Source organism: Neorhizobium sp. BETTINA12A (assembly GCF_023006485.1).
Lineage (GTDB): Bacteria > Pseudomonadota > Alphaproteobacteria > Rhizobiales > Rhizobiaceae > Neorhizobium.
In genome coordinates this window covers 1-20,119 of sequence record NZ_JALBGW010000087.1, presented here as the reverse complement: position 1 = coordinate 20,119, position 20,119 = coordinate 1, and the positions used below count along the sequence as shown (strand labels likewise).

Sequence of the window (20,119 nt, the reverse complement as noted above, 5' to 3'; positions counted from 1 at the left end):
AGCCTTCGATGGCAGCCATGGCGGCGACCGCACTGGCGACGATCTCACCGCCGCGCTGGGCCTTCTGCTGCGCAAGCGATGCGACACCCTGGGCGCGGCTTGCGCCGCTGGCGCTGTCGTTGACGGCCGAGGTCACCTGGCCGAGAGCGGCAACCGTCTCTTCAAGGCTTGCGGCCTGCTGTTCCGTGCGCTTGGCGAGATCGTTGGAGGCGATCGAGATTTCCTGCAGACCCGCGCGGATCGTGCCGACGGCTCCGACGACCGAGCCGATCGCCTCCTCGAGATTGCCGACCGAACTGTTGAACTTGGCGCGGATCGGCTCGAATTCTGCCGCGACGGCACCGTCCATGCGGGCCGTCAGATCGCCGCCGGCAAGCCGGTTGAAGCCCTCCTCGATCGCATGGACGAAAGCGCGCAGATCCTCGCCCTTGGCACTGTCGATCGCCGACTGGCGCTGGCGCTGATGTTCCTGCGCCTCGCGGGCCTCCGATGCCTGCTGCTCCAGCCGGACATTCTCCTCGGCGGATGCCTTGAAGACCTGGACGGCACGCGCCATGGCGCCGATCTCGTCCTGGCGCTCCTGGCCTTCCACCTTGGCGCTAAGATCGCCGCCGGCAAGCTTCGTCATCGTCACGGTCAGGCGACGGACCGTGCCTCCGAGCGAGCGGGCAAAGATCAGGAAGCCGATCAGCGACAGGATCGAAACGATGACGGTGCCGAGTGCGGTCATCCACAGCGCCGTCTCGCTGGCCGTGACCAGCGGCGTAATATCAGAGGCGATTTCGAGAACGCCGACCTTGGCGCCCGAGAAGTCGAGGAGCGGTACGGCCTCGACGGCATAATGCTTGCCGCCGATATCGGCATAACGCCGCACCGAGCCCTTGTCATAGGCCTCCTGAAGCTCAGCGCCGCTCAGGATCGGATTGCCGCCATAGGTGGACGCCTGCTTGTCGAACTTGTCGGCGCCCTTGGTGTAGAGCGTGACATAAGCGTTCGCCTTCTTGGTCAGACGGGAGAAATAGGCATCGACGAGCTTCAGCCCGACATCCACCACGCCGACGACCTTGCCGTCCGTGACGACCGGGGCGGTTGCAAACAGGCTGACGGCGGTGCGGCCGGTCTCGATGCCGACCACCAGTTTCTTGTCGCTCAGCGAAGTCGCCACCATCTTGCGGCGCGCCTTGATATTGTCGCCGAAGACATCCGGATCATGCACGCGGGCAACCGCATCGGCAGCTGCGGAACTGAAGGTGATCATTTCAAGCCCGCTCGCGTCCTTGACGCTCTTCAGGCTGGCGAAGCGGGAGAGCAGGCCCTGCCGATCGTTGGCAAGAATGAGCGGGGAGGTTTCCGGCAGGGAGGCGATCGTCAGCGCCAGCGCGGAGGCCGCACGCCCCTGGGCGGCCATGTCGTCCTGGATTGCCGCGAGATCGTTATCAAGCTCGGTCTGCAGCGCATGCTCGGTCATGCTCGACTGGCGTTCCCATGCAAGCCAGCCGATTACCACGCTCGCGAAAAGCACCGCTGCAAAACCAAAGAAGGTAAGCCGTCTCGACAATGGCTTCCTGATGCTGATCTCGTTCATATGTCCCTCGAAATTGTGCCCTGCAAAAGCAGAGGGCAGCCGCCCGGCGGGCGGCAATGCCAATCCTGAAGAAAACTATGTCGAAATCGGTTGAAATTTAACTAATGTCAAAATCCCATTGCGTTCCACAATGTAAAACGAGAAGCAATAACTTTGCTTCGGCGTGCGCCGCGGTAGAGTTACAACTGGACTCACCGATTTTACATGGAGACCGAAGCAAGCCCGTCTGAACGCCGGGAATTATTTTGACATGGAGGCGCGAGCTGGGCTCCGGCGCCGCCCACTGTCGTCATTGCTTTGAAAAGACATAGTCCGTTTCCTGCAGCAACACCTCGCCCGGCCGCAGCACCGCATTCGGGAAGTTGGCGTGGTTGATGGCATCCGGCCAGACCTGGGTTTCCAGGCAGAACCCGGCAAAAGCCCCATATCGGCGGCCGTCGAGGCCCGGCACCGGGATCTGCGACAGCTTGAAAGCGGCATAAAGCTGCACGCCTGGCTCGGTGGTGCGAACCTCCAACGACACGCCGGAATGGATGCTGCGTGCCAAAGCCACGGAACGCTTGACGGTTCGCTCCGGCGACAGGCAGAAGTTGTGATCGAACAGGACCTGGGCATCGCCGTCGAACCGCTTCATCGGCCCCATGTCGCGCAGGTCGAAAGGCGTGCCCGCGACGGGCATCAATTCGCCGGTCGGCACCTGATTGTCGTCAAGGACGAGCACATGGTCGGCCGCGATCATGATGTCATGGCCGAGCGCATCCTCGTGGCCGTCGAGATTGAAATAGGTATGCTGGCAGATATTGGCGAGCGTCGGCTGATCCGTGGTGGATTGGTAGACGACGGAAAGAACGCCGTCATTCTTGAGTTGGTAGGTCGCCGTGACCGTGCAGTTTCCAGGATAACCCGCACGGCCGTCGGGATCGGTGATCCGCAGCACCACTTTGTCTGGAGCATGCTCGACGATCGTCCAGTTGCTGCGGCCGATGCCATCCGAGCCGCCATGGAGATGGGTGACGCTCCGTTCATTCAGTTCCAGCTGATATTGCTTCCCATCCAGCGCGAAGCGGCCACCGCCGATGCGGTTGGACGACCGGCCGGGCGTCGCGCCGAAATATGGAGAATGGTTCAGATAGTCGTCAAAACGTTCGAAGCCGAGCACGAGCGGCGGCTGATGACCGTCGAGCCTGAGGTCCTGGATCACCGCGCCCCAGGTGATGACGTTAGCGGTGAGCCCGCCGCCTGAAATCCGGACACGATAGACGGTTTCGCCCTTTTCCGTGGTGCCGAAAACTTCGAAATTCTGATCCGCCATGAGATGGCTCCTCCACCGATATGTTTGCGGCAACCTGCGCGATTTGGCGGCGGCCCGCAACGCCGCGGAGAAGAAAAAAGGCTCTATCGCGTGAGCGCGCGCGTCGCCTGTTCCAATCCGCCAAGCGTCAGCGGAAACATGCGCTCGGTCATCAGTTGCCGCATGACGCCGATCGAGGTCGTATGGCTCCAATGATCCTGCGGCACCGGATTGAGCCAGACGCAGCGGCGGAAATGCTCGGTGACGCGCCTTATCCAGGCCTCTCCCGGCTCCTGGTTCCAGTGCTCCACGGAACCGCCCGTGTGGGTAATCTCGTAAGGGCTCATCGAAGCATCGCCGACGAAGATCACCTTGTAGTCGGCGCCGTAGCTGCGGATCAGATCGAGCGTCGGCGTCCGCTCCGACCGGCGGCCGTTCTCCTTCCACACGCCTTCATAGAGGCAGTTGTGGAAGTAGAAATGCTCCATATGCTTGAACTCGGTGCGGGCCGCCGAGAACAGTTCTTCGACCACCCGGATATGGTCGTCCATCGAGCCTCCGACATCGAAGAACATCAGCAGCTTCACCGCGTTGCGCCGTTCCGGCCGGGTCTGGACGTCGAGATAACCGTGCTCGGCAGTAGAGCGGATCGTGCCCGGCAGATCGAACTCCTCGACCGCCCCTTCCCGCACCCAGCGGCGCAGCCGCTTCAGAGCCAGCTTGATGTTGCGGGTGCCGAGCTCAACCTTGTCGTCGAAATCGTCAAACTCCCGCTTGTCCCACACTTTTACCGCCCGGCGGTGGCGGGACTGGTCCTGGCCGATCCGCACGCCTTCCGGATTATAGCCATAAGCGCCGAAAGGTGACGTGCCGCCGGTGCCGATCCATTTCGAGCCGCCCTGATGCCGACCCTTCTGCTCCTCGAGCCGCTGGCGCAGGGTGTCCATCAGCTTCTCGAACCCGCCGAGCGACTCGACGAGCTTCTTCTCTTCGTCGGTCAGATGCTTTTCGGTGAGCTTGCGCAGCCATTCTTCAGGGATGCTGGCGACATCCACGCTAGGCTCTCCGGAGACCATTTCCAGCCCGCGGAAATAGGACGAAAAGACCCGGTCGAACTTGTCGATATGCCGCTCGTCCTTCACCAGCGCCGTGCGGGCGAGGAAATAGAAGGCCTCCACATCGAAATCCGCGATCCCTTCTTCCAACCCTTCCAGAAGGTCGAGGAATTCCCGGAGCGTCACCGGGATCTTCGCTTCCTTGAGGTGAAGGAAGAAGGGAATGAACATCGCGTCGAAAACCTATTCGGTACCGATCTTCTCCGGATCATAGGGGGTGGTCTGGTAGATCTCGTTGATCCAGTTGCCGAACAGAAGATGTGCATGGCTGCGCCAACGGTTCAAGGGCGTCAGCGTGTCGTCGTTATGCGGGAAGTAGTTATGCGGCATCCTGATCGGTACGCCGGCATTGACGTCCCGGAAATACTCGTCAGCCAGCGAGGTGGAGTCGTATTCCACATGGTTGAACATATAGAGCCGCTTGCCGGCCTTCTCGTGCACCAGGCAGATACCCATTTCCTCGGATTCCATCAGGATTTCGAGGTTAGGGTTCTTCTCGATGTCGGCGCGGCGGACTTCCGTCCAGCGCGACACCGGCACTTGGAAATCGTCTGAAAATCCGTTGAGATAGATCGAGGACGGCACGAGGTTGCGGTGGCGATAGACGCCGAACGCTTTTTCCTTGAGCTCGTATTTCGGCACGCCATGGAAATGGTAGATCGCCGCCATCGCGCCCCAGCAGACATTCATGGTCGAATGCACGTTGGTCGTGGTCCAGTCGAGGATTTGCCTCATCTCGTCCCAATAGGTGACGTCCTCGAAAGGAAGCGTCTCGATCGGCGCACCGGTGATGATGAAACCGTCGAACTTGCGGTGCTTCACCTCTTCCCATGTTTCATAGAAGGAAAGGAGGTGATCTTCCGACGTGTTCTTAGCCTTGTGGCCGCCGACGCGGATCAGCGAGAATTCGACCTGCAGCGGCGAGGCGCCGACAAGGCGCGCCATCTGCAGCTCGGTCTTGATCTTGTTCGGCATGAGGTTGAGCAGCCCGATCTGCAGCGGACGAATGTCCTGCCGCACCGCCATGGTTTCGGTCATCACCCGGACGCCCTCGGAAACGAGGGTGCTGTATGCGGGCAGCGTATCGGGAATCTTGATCGGCATGTCTCAACCCAACAAAAATAAAACCGGCGGCAAGATAAATCGCGACCGGTCCGTGGGAAGACATCTTCTCGCGGCCCTTTAGCGACTTTTTTAACGTGGCTGCAAGCCGGCCGGCCAAATCACCACGAATTCTCGGGAGTTCAAATACGCCTTGCTACGACCGGCGTCAATGGGAGCATAATCTTCCGCTCAGCGCTCCCGCCGCGCCATGAAGGCCAGCCGCTCGAAGAGATGCACGTCCTGCTCGTTCTTGAGGAGAGCGCCATGCAGCTTCGGCAGCGCGTTCTTGACGTCGCCGCGCAGATCCGAGGGATCGACATCGTCGGAGACCAGCAGCCGGATCCAGTCGAGCGCTTCGGAGGTCGACGGCTTTTTCTTCAGTCCCGGCATCTCGCGGATTTCGTAGAATTGGGTGAGCGCATTGCGCACCAGCGTCTGCTTGATGCCCGGATAATGAACCTCGACGATGCGGGCGAGCGTATCGACGTCGGGGAAGCGGATATAGTGGAAGAAACAGCGGCGCAGGAAGGCGTCCGGCAGCTCCTTCTCGTTATTGGAGGTAATGATTACGATCGGCCGGACCTTGGCGCGCACCATCTCGCCGGTCTCGTAGACATGGAATTCCATGCGGTCGAGTTCCTGCAACAGGTCGTTCGGGAACTCGATATCGGCCTTGTCGATCTCGTCGATCAACAGGACGAGTTTCCTGTCGGAGGCAAAGGCCTGCCACAGCTTGCCGCGGCGGATATAGTTGGCCACGTCGTGGACGCGCTCATCGCCGAGCTGGCTGTCGCGCAGCCGCGAGACGGCGTCGTATTCGTAGAGACCCTGCTGGGTCTTGGTGGTGGACTTGATATGCCACTCGATCAGATCGAGCCCGAGGGCGGCGGCGACCTGCCGCGCCAGCTCGGTCTTGCCGGTGCCGGGCTCGCCTTTCACCAGCAGCGGACGTTCGAGCCGGATCGCAGCATTGACCGCCACCATCAGATCCTTGTCGGCAATATAGTCCGCTGTACCCTGAAACTGCATCTCGTGATCCTGATCGGTAAACGCGCCGCAAACTAAAAGCTCACCCGCGGCGGTGCAACAGCTTTCCCTTTCCATCGGCTTTGCGCTATGGGCAATGCGCATGACCCATTCGACCTTCACCATTCTGCTCGGCGGCAATTTGCGCGTCACCGACCGCCTGCGGGACACGATCGCCGGCAGCCGCTTCATCGCGGCAGATAGCGGCATGCGCCATGCGACAGCGCTGGGCGCGACGCCGGAACTCTGGGTCGGCGATTTCGATTCCTCCGACGCCGCGCTGATCGCGCAGTTCCCGCACGTCGAACGGCAGGCCTTTCCGCCGGCCAAGAACGAGACGGACGGCGAGATCGCAACGTCCGAAGCGATCGAACGCGGCGCGACAAGGCTGATCCTTGCCGGCGCGCTCGGTGGCGAGCGCAGCGACCATGCGCTTCAGCACCTCTTTCATGCCATGAGCCTGGCCGAACGCGACCTCGACATCCTGCTGACGTCTGGCGACGAGGAGGCCGTGCCGCTGCTGCCGGGCACAAGGACACTGGACCTGCCGAAGGGTTCGCTGTTTTCGGTCATCGGTTTTTCCGACCTGGAAAGGCTCGATATCATCGGCGCACGGTATCCGCTCGACAACTTCTCACTTCCCTTCGGCTCTTCGCGCACCGTCTCGAACGTTGCAGAAGGCCCAGTAGAATTCCATCTAAAGAGCGGCAGGGCGATGATCCTTGCCCGCCCCCACGACTTTACAGGAGCCTGACTGTTGGCGCCCCCAATTCTGAAACTTGACGATATTTTCCTGAGCTTCGGCGGCGCGCCGCTTCTCGCCGGCGCCGGCATGCAGGTGGAGCCGGGCGACCGCATCTGCCTCGTCGGCCGCAACGGTTCCGGCAAATCGACGCTGATGAAGATCGCCGCCGGCATGGTCGAGCCCCAGTCGGGCGAGGTGTTCCGCCATCCCTCCTCGACCATCCGCTATCTCGAACAGGCGCCGGATTTCGCCGATTATTCGACGGTGCAGGCCTATGCCGAAGCGGGCCTCGGCCCGGGCGACGATCCCTATCGCGTCACCTACCTGCTCAAACATCTGGGCCTCACCGGCCAGGAACACCCGAATACGCTCTCCGGCGGAGAATCCCGACGCGCAGCACTTGCCCGCGTCATGGCGCCCGAACCGGACATCCTGATGCTCGACGAGCCCACCAACCATCTCGACCTGCCGACCATCGAATGGCTGGAAGACGAGCTGCGCAAGACCAGAAGCGCGCTCGTGGTGATCTCGCATGACCGTCGTTTCCTCGAAAAGGTCTCGAACGCCACGGTCTGGCTCGACCGCGGTACATCACGACGTCTCAACCGCGGTTTCGGCGAATTCGAAGCCTGGCGCGACGAGGTATTGGAGGCGGAAGAGCTGGAGCAGCACAAGCTCGGCAAGGCGATCGAGCGCGAGGAACACTGGCTGCGCTACGGCGTGACCGCCCGCCGCAAGCGCAACATGCGCCGCCTCGGCGAGTTGCAGACGATGCGCGGCAATTACCGCGGCCACAAGGGACCGCAGGGCACCGTCCAGGCGAGCGTCAGCGAAGGCCGCGAATCCGGCAAGCTGGTCATCGAAGCCGAAAACATCACCAAGAGCTACGACGAGCGGATCATCGTCGCGCCGTTCTCGATCCGCGTCCATCGCGGCGACTGCATCGGTCTCGTCGGCCCGAACGGCGCCGGCAAGACCACGCTCCTGAAAATGCTGACCGGCCAGCTGGCGCCCGACACCGGCACCGTCAAGCTCGGCACCAACCTGGAAATTGCAACGCTCGACCAGAAGCGCGAAGACCTGGACCCCGAGGACACGCTGTCCCATTATCTGACGGATGGCCGCGGCGAGACGCTGCTGGTCAACGGCGAGCAGCGGCATGTCGCAGGCTACATGAAGGATTTCCTGTTCCAGCCGGAGCAGATCAGGACACCGATCAAGAACCTGTCCGGCGGCGAGCGCGCCCGGCTGATGCTGGCCCGCATCATGGCCCGGCCTTCCAACCTCCTGATATTGGACGAACCGACCAACGACCTCGACATCGAGACGCTGGACCTGCTGCAGGAAATCGTCGCCGGCTATACCGGCACCGTCATCCTCGTCAGCCACGACCGCGACTTCCTCGACCGCACCGTGACCTCGACCATCGCCCCCGCAAATCCGGACGCACCGGACGGCCGCTGGATCGAATATGCCGGCGGCTACACGGATATGCTGGCGCAGCGGAAGGGTGCGTTGGAGGAAAGGCGCCGCACGGAAAAAGCTGACAGGGCAAAAACCGATACCGCGGCATCGGTTTCCGGCACGCCCAAGGGCAAAGGCAAGCTTTCCTTCAAGCAGAAATTCGCGCTCGAGAACCTGCCGAAGGAAATGGCGAAGGCCGAGGCCGAGATCGCCGCCCGCGAGAAGAAAATGGCCGATCCCAACCTCTTCACCAAGGATCCCGCCGCCTTCAACACGCTGGCTGCGGAGATGGAAAAGCTGCGCCAAAGTATCAGCAAAATGGAAGAAGAATGGCTGGAACTCGAAATGCTGCGTGAGGAAATTGAAGGCTGATTTGCGATTTATTAAGCTTAACAGATAGTTAGCTAAAAAAATATTTGTCGCGGAGCGGAACATATGATGTCCCGAGACGTTCTGGGTATGAACATCGGTCGAAATGTCCCGGGGACGGATCGGCCTGCCCGGAACCGATCAACCGAATGGGGACATCCAATGCTGACAAATGTTACGCGTCGTCGGCTGGCCACTGAGGCGATGAATCAAAGAGTTATGATTGTCGAAGACGAGTTTCTGATCGCGCTCGATGTGGCCGAGACGATCGAAGCCATGGGCCTGAAAGTCGCTGGTTTTGCCAATGCCCGCAAACACGCCCTGGCGCTCGCCGCCTATGCCGATATCGCCCTGGTCGATGTCAATCTTTCGGACGGCCGGACTGGCCCGGAGATCGGCCGGGAGCTTGCCGAGCAATATGGCATCACCGTCGTCTTCATGACCGGTAATCCGGAGGATGTGGAGGACGGTGTCAAAGGCTCGCTCGGCGTCCTCACCAAACCGGTTATGCCTGACGTAGTCGAGAAGACGATCGACTACGCCGTCGCCAACCGGCTCGGCGGCATGGCGATCGTTCCGCGTGAACTGAAAGTGTTTCCGCAAAATCACTGAGCAATGAACCACCGAGCCATGTTGCTCCCGCCGAATGCGCCTTGAGCCGGCCGCAGACCGCCTCTTGCCAGCCATTCGCCTCGCCGCTAAATCTGATCCTGCTCTAACGGGGTGCCGCGCGTTTGCGTGCGGCTGAGAGGCCTCTGGCCAACCCGCGGAACCTGATCCGGTTAACACCGGCGGAGGGATTAGACGGCTCTTCATCAGCGCCTATCCCCTTTGTCACCAAAACGAGGAGACGCTGATGCGCAGCACCATTCTTTCCATATTCGCGGCCGCTGCCGCCCTTTCCCTTTCTGCGCCGGCCGAAGCACAGCAAAAGACGCTGACCGTCTACACCTATGAGAGCTTCATCTCCGATTGGGGTCCAGGGCCCAAGGTCAAGGAAACCTTCGAGAAGACCTGCGCCTGCAAGCTCAATTTCGTCGGCGTCGCCGATGGCGTGGCGCTTCTGACCCGCCTGAAACTGGAAGGCAAAGGCACCGACGCCGATATCGCGCTCGGCCTCGATACCAACCTGATCTCCGAGGCGAAGGCGACCGGTCTGTTCGAGCCGCACGGGCTCGACGTCTCGGCCGCCAAGGTCCCCGGCAATTACAGCGACGACACGTTCATCCCCTACGATTACGGCCATTTCGCCGTTGTCTACGATACGCAGGCGATGAAGAACCCGCCGAAAAGCCTCAAGGAACTGGTGGACGGCGATCCGGCGCAGAAGATCGCCATCGAGGACCCGCGCACCTCGACCCCCGGTCTCGGCCTGCTGCTGTGGGTGAAATCAGTCTACGGCGACAAGGCGCCGGAGGCCTGGGCCAAGCTCAGGAAACGCGTGCTGACCGTTACGCCAGGCTGGTCGGAAGCCTATGGCCTGTTCACCAAGGGCGAAGTGCCGATGGTGTTTTCCTACACGACCTCACCCGCCTATCACTTGATCGAGGAGAAGACGGAGCGCTATCAGGCCGCTTCCTTCTCCGAAGGCCATTATATCCAGATCGAGGTCGCCGGCATGCTGAAGGGGGCGAAGGAAAAGGATCTGGCGAAACAGTTCCTGAAATTCATGGTCTCGCCGGCCTTCCAGGACGTCATCCCGACCACCAACTGGATGATGCCGGCCGCCAAGACCTCCCAGCCGCTTCCGGATGCGTTCAACAAGCTGGTGCAGCCGACGAAAACTTTCCTGATGGGGTCGGACGAGGTGGCCAAGAACCGGCAGGCCTGGATCGACGAATGGCTGACCGCCATGAGCCTGAACTGATCCCATGCTGACGCGGGCGGAGCGGAGACGCGGGATAGGCTGGGGGCTGCTGAGCCTCGCCGGAATCGCCCTCTTCGTCGGCATCGCGGTTACCGCCCTTCTCTCCTGGGACGCCGGCAACACCCAAAGCCGGCTGTTCACCGCCTATACCTGGCGGATCCTGCACTTCACCCTGCTGCAGGCGGTTCTTTCGACGCTGCTATCGGTCGTCTTCGCCCTTCCCGTCGCACTCGCGCTTGCCCGCCGCCCGCGCTTTCCGGGCCGTATATGGGTCATCCGGCTCATGGCATTGCCGATGGGCCTGCCGGTGCTGATCGGCGCGCTCGGCCTGATCGGCATCTGGGGCCGGCAAGGGGTGATGAACAGCCTGCTATTGAAGCTTGGCCTCGAGCAGCCGGTCAGCATTTACGGGCTTTCCGGCATATTGCTGGCACATGTGTTCTTCAACCTGCCGCTCGCCGCGCGGCTGCTGCTTGCGGCGCTGGAGCGCCTGCCGGCGGAATACTGGCTGCTCTCCTCCAGCCTCGGGATGAAGCCCTTCTCTGTTTTCCGTTTCATCGAGTGGCCGGCGGCCCGCCGCGTCATCCCCGGCATTGCCGGCCTGATCTTCATGTTGTGCGCCACGAGCTTCACGCTCGTCCTGGTGCTCGGCGGCGGGCCGGCTGCGACCACGCTCGAAGTGGCGATCTACCAGTCGCTGCGTTTCGATTTCGATCCGCCGCGCGCCATAGCGCTGTCGCTGCTGCAGATCGGCATGACGGCGCTGATCCTGATTGGGATTTCGCTGTTTCCAGCCCCTGACGACGCTGGCATCACGGCCGGCCGGGCGACACGCCGGTTCGATGGCCGGACCTTGCTCGCACGGCTTTGGGATGTGCTGTCTATCCTGCTTGCAACGATATTCCTGATCCTGCCGCTTGCCTCGATCGTCGGTGCCGGCGCCCAGGCCAATCTCTGGAGCCTCGCCACCAGCCCCGCCTTCCTGCGCGCCGCCTGGACCAGTTTCACGATCGCGCTTTCCGCAGGCCTGCTTGCTGTCCTGACCTCCCTGGCTATCATTGCCGGACGCGGGGCAATCGCAGACATGAAGAGGCCCGCCGGAACTGCCAGGGCGTTTTCCCTGTCCTTGGGTGGGATGTCCTCGCTGGTGCTGCTCGTTCCGCCGGTCGTGCTCGGTACCGGCTGGTTCCTGATGCTGCGCCCTTTCGGCGATGTGGCGCGCTTCGCCCCGGCGCTGGTGGCGATCATCAACATGCTGATGGCGCTTCCCTTCGTGATGCGCGTTTTGGCCCCGGCCGTCGAAACCCACCGCAAGCGGACAGGCAGGCTGTCGGCAAGCCTCGGCGTCTCCGGCTTTTCACGGGCATGGAGGATCGATCTGCCGGTTCTGGCAAGGCCGCTGCTGACGGCACTGTCCTTCGCCATGGCGCTGTCGCTCGGCGACCTCGGCGCGGTTGCGCTGTTCGGCTCCAATGACCTCACCACCCTCCCCTGGCTTGTCTATAGCCGGCTATCCAGCTACCGCACCAACGATGCGGATGGGTTGGCACTTATCCTCGGCATCATCTGCCTGGCGCTGACGATGATCGGCACGGCTGGCCGGAGGGAAACAAGCCATGACTGACGGCATCGCGCTGAACAAGGTTGAACTGAAGCTCGGCACCAAGGAATTCCGCTTCGACTGCGCTTTGCCGGCCGGCGCCGTGACGGCGATTACCGGCCCATCCGGCTCCGGCAAATCGACCTTCCTCAACCTCGTTGCCGGCTTCGAGACGCCCGATCGCGGCCGTATCCTGATTGCCGGCGAGGACGTGACGGAAAAACATCCCTCCGAGCGTCCCGTATCGCTGGTCTTTCAGGATAATAACCTCTTCGCCCATCTGAACCTCGCCACCAATATCGGCCTCGGCATCAGCCCCTCGCTGAAACTGTCCGGCAGTGACAGGGCCGCGATATCGCAGGCGCTGGAACGCGTGGGCTTGAGCGGCTTTGAAAAACGGACGCCGGGGACGCTTTCCGGCGGCGAAAGGCAGCGGGCCGCCTTCGCACGGGCTCTGGTGCGCAAAAAACCGGTTCTGCTGATGGACGAGCCGTTCGCGGCCCTCGACCCCGGGCTCAGGCTTTCGATGGCCAGCCTGCTCATCGACCTGCATCGCGAGACGGGCAATACGGTGCTGGTCGTGACCCACGATCCGGATGAGGTCGGCCGGTTGGCCGACCATGCGATCTTCATCGACCACGGCCAGATCCTGCTGCAGGCGCCGGCCGAGGAATTCCTCGCCCGACGCGATATTCCGACACTCGCCGAATTTCTTTCCGGCTGATCAGGCAGCCTTTCCGCGGAACCAGACCCCGGAGCGGATGGCGAGGAACAGGATCCCGCCATAGGCGACCAGACCAACTGCCAGCGCGAAGAACAAACTGTTGAGCGATCCGGTAAATTCCAGCGCCAGCCAGCCCCCGAGACCTGCAATGGCGAGTCTCAGAAAACCGCAGGCAAGCGGCCAGAGTAGCTGGCCCGCGCCTTGAGAGGCGAAATAGAGCGCCAACCCGCCGCCGAAGAAACCATAAACCGGCCCGACGATCTGCAAATAGGCAACGCCCGCATCGATCGCTCCATGCTCCTCGCTGAACAGCGAAATCCACGCGACCGGGAAGATCGCGGCGATCAGGCCGATCACCTCGGTGATGACGAAAGCGATCGCAGCACCGGTGAACGCGATGCGCATCGCCCGGTCTTTCTGGCCGGCGCCCATGTTGGTGCCAACAAGCGCCACCATCGGCGCACCGATGCCGAAGATTACCGGGATCAGCAGATATTCGAGCCTCGCGCCGGTACCGAAACCGGCCACTGCCGAAACACCCGCCTTGGTCGCGACCAGAGCCGTGGCAATGCCGATGGTCACATTGGTGAGAACGGAATTGATCGCCGCGGCAGCGCCGAGGCGGACGATATCCCGGAACATCGTCCAGCGGAGCGGACCGACGCCGAAGCGCACGAGATTGCGGCCGGAGAGGATGTACCAGGCAAGCACCGCGGTGCTGCCGAAACTGTAGAGCACCAGGGCCAGACCGCCGCCGGCGATGCCGAGCCCCTGGAACGGACCGAAGCCGAAGATCAGAAGCGGCGATACGGGCACGAGGAGTGCGGCACCGACACAGGTAACCAGCGCCGGGAACAGCATATTGCCCGTGCCGCGCACCACGCTCGCCAGGCCGTTCATCAGCCAGACGAAGATCATGCCGCCGAATACCACGTTGGAATAGATGAGGGCCGCCTCGAGTTCCGGCCCCTCGCCGCCGAGCGCCCGATAGATCGGCCGGCCATAGGCGAGCATGATCGCCGAAAACAGCAGTCCGAGCGCGACATTGACGACGACGGCATGCCAGGCAAGCAGGTCGGCATCCCCGCGCCGGCCGCTGCCGAGCGCACGGGCGATGGCAGACGAGATCGCCCCGCCGAAACCGCCGGCAGACATCATCTGCATCAGCATCACGGCCGGAAAGACGAGGGCCATGCCCGCCAGCGCCGCGGTGCCCATATGCGAAACCCACCAGGTTTCGATGAGACCGGTCGAGGCCTGGGCGAGCATGATCAGGATATTCGGCCATGCGAGCCGGATCAGCATCGGCAGGATCGGATCCTGCAGCAGCTGCCGGGTCCGCGGATTGATCGGCGCCGCGGTGGCGTCGTCGAAGGTAGGCGCCGCCTCGACGGCTTCGGTGGTCACGGCACTCATCGATCAGCCTCTCTATGCTGCATTAATTCGTTCATGGATGGATAACGGCGGCGGATGCGCTCGCTCGCCGCCGGGCCGGCCGCGCTGGTGAAGACCGGATCGCTCAGCGGCCGGCCGCTGCGGCGGTCGATCATCACCGGTTCGGCCTGCTCGCCGGTCTCCCTGTTGACGATCACCACGCTTTCGCCCTCCGGCGCGAAATGCTGGTTTCCGAAGACAAGCAGCGCCTGCACCACAGGCTTGAAGTCGCGGCCGCGCTGCGTGAGGTGGTATTCGTCCCGCGGCGGCCGTTCGGAATAGCGCCGCCGTTCCATCAGCCCGGATTCGACGAGCGACTTCAGCCGGCTGGTCAGGATGTTCGGGGCAATATCGAGGTTGCGCTGGAATTCGTCGAAACGTGTTGCACCTGCCAGTGCATCGCGCAGGATCAGGAAGCTCCAGACCTCGCCGACATGTTTGAGACTGCGCAACACCGGGCATCCGGTATCGATAGGACCTGTTCGTTTCATGGGTTTCTTCCCCGGCGAGACGCAACCTTGTGGCATATGTAACTTGCAATTTGCAAGTTACTATTTTCGTGATCACGTTTGGCGACGAGCGCTGCCGGACCGTTATAGAACTCGCCACAATTTGGACGTGCCACGATGGCATCGCGGAAAGGCAGCGGGGATTTTCATTGCAAACGCACCAGCAAGGCATATTTCAATAAGAGCATCTGTGCATTCGACGCGAAAATCGCTAAGCGACATAGAGAAGGAGCCAGCTTGGATCGAGAGGACCTCAGCCAAGCTGGATGGCGGACCTTGGGAATGATGGTGCGGAAGACGAGGACGATGAGGCGCGACACGGCGATCCCGGCTGTCTGGACGATTGTCCGTGCGCTGCCCGGTTGGCGGACCGTGGGCGCCCTGCTGTTCAGCAGTGCGGTCCTTTCCGGCTGCCAGTCGCTCTTCGATCAGGCCTATACCCCGAATGTCTCTCCCTCCGACTCGCCGCAGATCGTCGACGAGGTACAGAAGAACGATCCGCGGGCGCAGATGGGGGCGCGCGAGCATCCGCGTATCGTCGCAAGCTACGGCGGCGAATATCGCGACGCAAAGACCGAGCGGCTGGTAGCCCGCATTGCCGGCGCGCTGACGGCAGTTTCGGAAAACCCCAACCAGTCCTTCCGCATCACCATCCTGAATTCGCCGGCGATCAACGCCTTCGCGCTGCCGGGCGGTTATCTTTACGTGACGCGCGGCCTTCTGGCGCTTGCCAATGACGCATCGGAAGTCGCGGCCGTGCTTTCACATGAGATGGGCCACGTCACTGCAAACCACGGCATCGAACGCCAGCGCCGCGAAGAGGCGGAAGTGATTGCGAGCCGCGTCGTCGCCGAAGTCCTCTCCAGCGATCTTGCCGGCAAACAGGCGCTTGCTCGCGGCAAACTCAGGCTCGCCGCCTTCTCGCGCCAGCAGGAACTGCAGGCCGACGTGATCGGCGTGCGGATGCTCGGCGAAGCCGGTTACGACCCCTATGCCGCAGCGCGTTTCCTGGATTCGATGGCGGCCTATGCCCGCTATTCTGCGGTCGACCCGGACAACGACCAGAGCCTCGATTTCCTGTCGAGCCATCCGAACTCCGCCCAGCGCGTTGATCTTGCCCGCCGCCATGCCCGTAATTTCGGCCAGGAAGGCACAGTCGGCGACAAGGGCCGCGATTATTACATCGCCGGCATCGATGGCCTGCTCTACGGCGACAGCCCGCAGGAAGGTTATGTCCGCGGCCAGACCTTTACGCACGGTAACCTTGGCATCCGTTTCGACGTGCCGCCGGACTTCCGCATCGACAACAAGGTGGAAGCAGTGCTCGCGACCGGCCCTGGCGAGACGGCGATCCGTTTCGACGGCGTCGCCGCCGGCGATAACGATAACCTGTCGAATTATCTGACGAGCGGCTGGGTCGCCGGCCTACAGCCGGAAACGGTGCGGGAGATCCAGGTGAATGGCATGCCCGCGGCGACCGCGCGGGCTTCCGCCGAACGCTGGGATTTCGATGTGACCGTCATCCGCGTCGACACTCAGATTTTCCGTTTCCTGACGGCAGTACCGAAAGGAAGCCCGGCACTCGCGACGGCCGCCGAAACGTTGCGCTCGACCTTCCGCAAAATGACACCTCAGGAAATAGCAGCATTGAAGCCGCTGAGGATACGGATCGTCACAGCGACCAAGGACGATACCGTCGCTTCGCTTTCGGCCCGCATGATGGGCACGGATCGCAAGCTCGATCTTTTCAAGTTGATCAATGCATTGCCGGTCGGCGCGACGATCTCGCCCGGCCAGAAGTTCAAGATCATCGCGGAATAAGGGTGAGAGGTCGCCTCAGCAGGCGGCCGCAGCCATCTGTGGATTGGCTGAAACCAGCGCCGACTTGAGTTTTTCGATCGCCCGGCTTTCGATCTGCCGCACGCGCTCCTTGGAGATACCGAGCTCCGCCCCTAACGCTTCGAGCGTCGCGCCATCGTCGGTCAGACGCCGGGCGCGGATAATCTTCTTCTCTCTGTCGTTGAGCTTGGTGAGCGCGCCCTGCAGCCATTTCAGGCGGCGCTCGCCGTCGATCATCCCGGAGACCTGTTCGTCCGGCAGCGGCTCGGCGCTGGCAAGCATGTCGAGCCGTTCGCCGCTATCCGCATCGCCGGCGATCGACGGCGCCTGCAGCGAAGAATCATTGCCAGAAAGCCGAGCATCCATGGTCTGGACATCGGCGACGCTGACGCCGAGCGCCACTGCGATCTCTTCGTGAATGGCACGGGCAGTGAGATTGGAATCGCCGCGGGCGAGCTTGGCGCGCAGCCGGCGGAGATTGAAGAACAGCGCTTTCTGCGCCGAACTGGTGCCGCCCCGCACGATCGACCAGTTCCGAAGAATATAATCCTGCATCGAAGCGCGGATCCACCAGCTGGCATAAGTGGAAAAACGCACATCGCGAGCCGGTTCAAACCTTGCCGCCGCTTCGAGCAGCCCTACATAGCCTTCCTGTACGAGGTCGCTCATCGGCAAACCGAAGCCACGAAACTTCGAAGCCATGGCGATAACCAGACGCATATGCGCAAGGGCAATCTGGTTTCGGGCATCCTGATCCTGATCGTCCTTCCAGCGGACCGCCAGATCGCGCTCCTCCTCCCGGGCGAGATATGGAGCGGACATTGCTATCTTGATCATCGTGCGGTCTGCGGACATGGCTGTCATGGTGTTCTCCGTGAACGGTCTGATCCGACAAAGACAGCGAGGCACAAACCGAAAACACCGTGCACGCGACAAGCCCGAACGATGATGGGTGATATTCCTGCCGCCTTTGCTCCCCTCGTCTTGAGTTCTGCCGGGGATTCACATCGGCTCGATAGACCGATCTTCCGCCCCGCACTTAGCTGTCCGAACGCAAACCGACGCACATCAGTTCGCCGTTCCGGCGGATTAACGCGGAGGCAGGCAAAAAGTTCCAATAAAAAACCCGGCTCGAAGGCCGGGTTTTTGAGAGAATTATCGGTGGGATGATCAGGCCGCTTCTTCCTGCGCCTCATCTTCCTCGACGTTCTTGCCGCGCTTGGGGCCCTTGGCGAGATTGACCTCGATAAGGCGGACGGCTTCAGTTTCGGACATCTTGTTCACGGCAGCGATTTCACGAGCCATGCGGTCGAGGGCAGCTTCGTAAAGCTGGCGCTCGGAATAGGATTGTTCCGGCTGGTTTTCGGCGCGATAAAGGTCGCGAACCACTTCCGCGATCGAGATCAGATCGCCGGAATTGATCTTGGCATCATATTCCTGGGCGCGGCGCGACCACATGGTGCGCTTCACGCGGGCCTTGCCTTGAACAACCTTGAGAGCGCGTTCGACAAAATCCGTTTCGGACAGCTTGCGCATGCCGATGCTGACGGCCTTCGCGACCGGCACCTTGAGGCGCATCTTGTCCTTTTCGAAATCGATTACGAAAAGCTCGAGCTTCATGCCGGCAACTTCCTGCTCTTCAATCGCAGAGATAGTGCCTACGCCATGAGCGGGGTATACAATCGATTCACCAGTCTTGAAGCCCTGGCGTGCGGGAGAAGTCTTTTTCTGCTGAGTCGTCATTCGTTTCACAAACTCCCTGTTACTCACCCGTTGTCGGGTCGGGGGAACCGGGTCTGTCAGGCCCGGATGAGACGGGGGAAACCGTCGGGTCACTCCATACTGGTCCGACCAACGCGAGCGAAAAAACACCCCTTCGCGAACTGCGACCGACAACATTCAAGCGTTGCAATGTCACGGAAACCGCGCTTTGGGTGGTCTGTTGCTTTCGTGATGTTTTTTGGGCACACACGTGCCGCCTTGTGGAACAGTTCTTGTTGTCTACCACAAAAAAGTGCGGAAATCAATAATTTGCTTTTGCACGTGCACAGAGCGCTTTATCCACGCTCTGCCCAACAAAAAGGCAAAGCGATTCGAAACGGCTCCGAGCCATGCCGTCACGACAAATCTCAATCGCCCTTGCCGGGTTCGGCTGAGAAATACTGCTCGTATTTGTTGGCGACCCCATCCATCTCTTTGGCCTCGGGCAGCGCGTCGCGCTTGACCGTGATGTTGGGCCACATCTGAGCGAATTCGGTATTGATCTTGAGCCATTTGTCGAGACCCGGTTCCGTATCCGGCTTGATCGCCTCGGCAGGACATTCCGGTTCGCAGACGCCGCAGTCGATGCACTCGTCGGGATGGATGACGAGGAAGTTTTCACCTTCATAAAAACAGTCGACCGGGCAGACCTCGACGCAGTCGGTATATTTGCAGCGGATACAATTGTCGGTCACGACATACGTCATGCGGCACTCCAGGAACCATCGCGGATCAGCGGCACGTCGACGGATGAGGAGCGCCGGCACACCGGAAAGCCGGGAGAGGCGAAAACCCAACTGCGAAAATGACAGGAGGTAGGCGATCCGGCTTTTCGACAGTCAGGTAAAGCCTTTGGCTTTGCTTAGCAAGGATATCCGTGCTGAAAACCCAAACGTAGCGGGTCGTTTTTTCTAATCTAGGTCCGCGTCGATCCCCGGAAACAGCCGATCGGTCTCCCGGCGCTCCTTCTTGGTCGGTCGCCCGCTTCCCTGCGCGCGCTGCGCCTGTTCGAACAGCGTCAGCCTTTTGGTCTCTTCGGGAGGAGGACTGAGATCTTCATAGAGCAGCCGGGCCTCCTCGAAAGGCCCTCGCCTCTCCCCGCCGGTCTTCACCACCAGCACGAGATCGCGACGCTCAAGCTTGAGATCGATGCGGTCACCCGGCTTCACCTGGGAGCTCGGCTGGGACACCAGATCGCCGTTCACCCGCACATGGTTGGAGCGGATGAGATCCTGAGCAATCGACCGGGACTTTGCCATGCGGGCAAAAAACAGCCACTTGTCGATGCGCTGGCGCGAACCGGATTGTGGCTGTTTTTCCGTCATGGGCCTTACTTCTTCATCTGCTCCTTGAGAGCTGCAAGCTTTGCAAAGGGCGAGTCCGGATCGAGCGGCTTTTCCTTGCGTGGCGGCTTTGCCTCGAAGCGAGCCGGCTGCGGCCCTTTGCCGCGGTCGTTGCGGTCCGGGCGAGGACCGCCTTCGTGGCGCTCCCCACGGTTCGGGCGATCGCCCCCGCGGTTATTGCTATTGCTGCTGTTGTTATTGTTGTCCGGCCGGCGATTGTTGTCGCGGTTCGGCTTGCTGCCGTCCCTGCGGTCACCCCCGCTGCGTTCGCCGTTCGGACGTGCCTCACGCCGCTCGCCGCCGTTGTCGCGACGGTCATCACGACGACCCTGGGCCGGCTGAC

The 20,119-nt window shown here is 61.6% G+C and carries 19 protein-coding genes, 1 pseudogene and 2 riboswitches; of the genes and pseudogenes, 8 read left to right on the top strand and 12 right to left on the bottom strand.

Annotated features, from left to right (window positions below):
- On the bottom strand, positions 1-1,468 hold a 1,468-nt coding region (locus MOV61_RS19400), incomplete at its 3' end, for a methyl-accepting chemotaxis protein (protein WP_247137739.1).
- Here MOV61_RS19400 and MOV61_RS19395 point away from each other — a divergent pair.
- On the top strand, positions 1,467-1,679 hold the full coding sequence (locus tag MOV61_RS19395; protein ID WP_247137738.1) for a hypothetical protein: 213 nt from the start codon (positions 1,467-1,469) through the stop codon (positions 1,677-1,679). The genes MOV61_RS19400 and MOV61_RS19395 overlap by 2 nt on opposite strands.
- 195 nt (positions 1,680-1,874) lie before the next feature.
- On the opposite strand, the gene MOV61_RS19390 is transcribed toward MOV61_RS19395, so the two are convergent.
- The 4 genes from MOV61_RS19390 to MOV61_RS19375 form a co-directional block, all read right to left on the bottom strand.
- On the bottom strand, positions 1,875-2,897 hold the full coding sequence (locus MOV61_RS19390; RefSeq protein WP_247137737.1) for an aldose epimerase family protein: 1,023 nt from the start codon (positions 2,895-2,897) through the stop codon (positions 1,875-1,877).
- 83 nt (positions 2,898-2,980) lie between these two features.
- On the bottom strand, positions 2,981-4,162 hold the full coding sequence (locus tag MOV61_RS19385) for a VWA domain-containing protein (protein ID WP_247137736.1): 1,182 nt from the start codon (positions 4,160-4,162) through the stop codon (positions 2,981-2,983).
- 12 nt (positions 4,163-4,174) lie between these two features.
- Positions 4,175-5,095 (bottom strand): homoserine O-succinyltransferase, encoded by a 921-nt coding sequence (gene metA / locus MOV61_RS19380; protein WP_247137735.1) that lies wholly within the window; start codon positions 5,093-5,095, stop codon positions 4,175-4,177.
- A gap of 58 nt (positions 5,096-5,153) precedes the next feature.
- Positions 5,154-5,231: riboswitch (SAM riboswitch) on the bottom strand.
- Between the two features lie 53 nt (positions 5,232-5,284).
- Positions 5,285-6,124, bottom strand: a complete 840-nt coding sequence (locus MOV61_RS19375) for a MoxR family ATPase (RefSeq protein ID WP_247137734.1) — start codon at positions 6,122-6,124, stop codon at positions 5,285-5,287.
- 94 nt (positions 6,125-6,218) lie between these two features.
- Between MOV61_RS19375 and MOV61_RS19370 the strand changes: the two genes are divergently transcribed.
- The 6 genes from MOV61_RS19370 to MOV61_RS19345 all read left to right on the top strand — a co-directional run bounded on the left by MOV61_RS19370 (position 6,219) and on the right by MOV61_RS19345 (position 12,890).
- Positions 6,219-6,875 (top strand): thiamine diphosphokinase, encoded by a 657-nt coding sequence (locus MOV61_RS19370; RefSeq protein WP_247137740.1) that lies wholly within the window; start codon positions 6,219-6,221, stop codon positions 6,873-6,875.
- 3 nt (positions 6,876-6,878) lie between these two features.
- A complete protein-coding gene (locus tag MOV61_RS19365; protein ID WP_247137733.1) occupies positions 6,879-8,702 on the top strand; it encodes an ABC-F family ATP-binding cassette domain-containing protein in 1,824 nt (607 codons plus the stop codon).
- A gap of 159 nt (positions 8,703-8,861) precedes the next feature.
- The gene (locus tag MOV61_RS19360; RefSeq protein ID WP_038546776.1) at positions 8,862-9,311 is read left to right on the top strand and encodes a response regulator; all 450 of its coding nucleotides are present in this window, start codon (positions 8,862-8,864) and stop codon (positions 9,309-9,311) included.
- A 97-nt stretch (positions 9,312-9,408) separates the two neighbouring features.
- Positions 9,409-9,516, top strand: a riboswitch (TPP riboswitch).
- 39 nt (positions 9,517-9,555) lie between these two features.
- Entirely contained in the window at positions 9,556-10,566 is a 1,011-nt protein-coding gene (gene thiB / locus MOV61_RS19355; RefSeq protein WP_247137732.1) for a thiamine ABC transporter substrate binding subunit, read from the top strand.
- A gap of 4 nt (positions 10,567-10,570) precedes the next feature.
- Entirely contained in the window at positions 10,571-12,190 is a 1,620-nt protein-coding gene (gene thiP / locus MOV61_RS19350) for a thiamine/thiamine pyrophosphate ABC transporter permease ThiP (protein WP_247137731.1), read from the top strand.
- Positions 12,183-12,890, top strand: a complete 708-nt coding sequence (locus MOV61_RS19345) for an ATP-binding cassette domain-containing protein (RefSeq protein WP_247137730.1) — start codon at positions 12,183-12,185, stop codon at positions 12,888-12,890. The genes thiP and MOV61_RS19345 overlap by 8 nt, the downstream gene beginning before the upstream one ends.
- On the opposite strand, the gene MOV61_RS19340 is transcribed toward MOV61_RS19345, so the two are convergent.
- Both MOV61_RS19340 and MOV61_RS19335 read right to left on the bottom strand, forming a co-directional pair.
- The gene (locus MOV61_RS19340) at positions 12,891-14,306 is read right to left on the bottom strand and encodes an MATE family efflux transporter (RefSeq protein ID WP_247137729.1); all 1,416 of its coding nucleotides are present in this window, start codon (positions 14,304-14,306) and stop codon (positions 12,891-12,893) included. It lies immediately after the preceding gene.
- Positions 14,303-14,815: a helix-turn-helix domain-containing protein gene (locus MOV61_RS19335; protein ID WP_247137728.1), complete on the bottom strand. Its 513-nt coding sequence runs from the start codon at positions 14,813-14,815 to the stop codon at positions 14,303-14,305. The genes MOV61_RS19340 and MOV61_RS19335 overlap by 4 nt, the downstream gene beginning before the upstream one ends.
- 324 nt (positions 14,816-15,139) lie before the next feature.
- Between MOV61_RS19335 and MOV61_RS19330 the strand changes: the two genes are divergently transcribed.
- A complete protein-coding gene (locus MOV61_RS19330; RefSeq protein WP_247137727.1) occupies positions 15,140-16,654 on the top strand; it encodes a M48 family metalloprotease in 1,515 nt (504 codons plus the stop codon).
- A gap of 15 nt (positions 16,655-16,669) precedes the next feature.
- On the opposite strand, the gene MOV61_RS19325 is transcribed toward MOV61_RS19330, so the two are convergent.
- The 5 genes and pseudogenes from MOV61_RS19325 to MOV61_RS19305 all read right to left on the bottom strand — a co-directional run.
- Positions 16,670-17,536 (bottom strand): RNA polymerase factor sigma-32, encoded by an 867-nt coding sequence (locus MOV61_RS19325; protein ID WP_007771992.1) that lies wholly within the window; start codon positions 17,534-17,536, stop codon positions 16,670-16,672.
- 306 nt (positions 17,537-17,842) lie between these two features.
- Positions 17,843-18,415 (bottom strand): CarD family transcriptional regulator, encoded by a 573-nt coding sequence (locus MOV61_RS19320; RefSeq protein WP_038546790.1) that lies wholly within the window; start codon positions 18,413-18,415, stop codon positions 17,843-17,845.
- Positions 18,416-18,801: 386 nt separating this feature from the next.
- On the bottom strand, positions 18,802-19,140 hold the full coding sequence (fdxA, locus tag MOV61_RS19315) for a ferredoxin FdxA (RefSeq protein WP_038549803.1): 339 nt from the start codon (positions 19,138-19,140) through the stop codon (positions 18,802-18,804).
- A 204-nt stretch (positions 19,141-19,344) separates the two neighbouring features.
- Positions 19,345-19,758 carry an RNA-binding S4 domain-containing protein gene (locus tag MOV61_RS19310; protein ID WP_038546793.1) on the bottom strand — a complete coding sequence of 138 codons (414 nt, stop codon included), beginning with the start codon at positions 19,756-19,758 and terminating at the stop codon, positions 19,345-19,347.
- 5 nt (positions 19,759-19,763) lie between these two features.
- Positions 19,764-20,119, bottom strand: a pseudogene (locus MOV61_RS19305) (helicase); the annotation flags it as partial.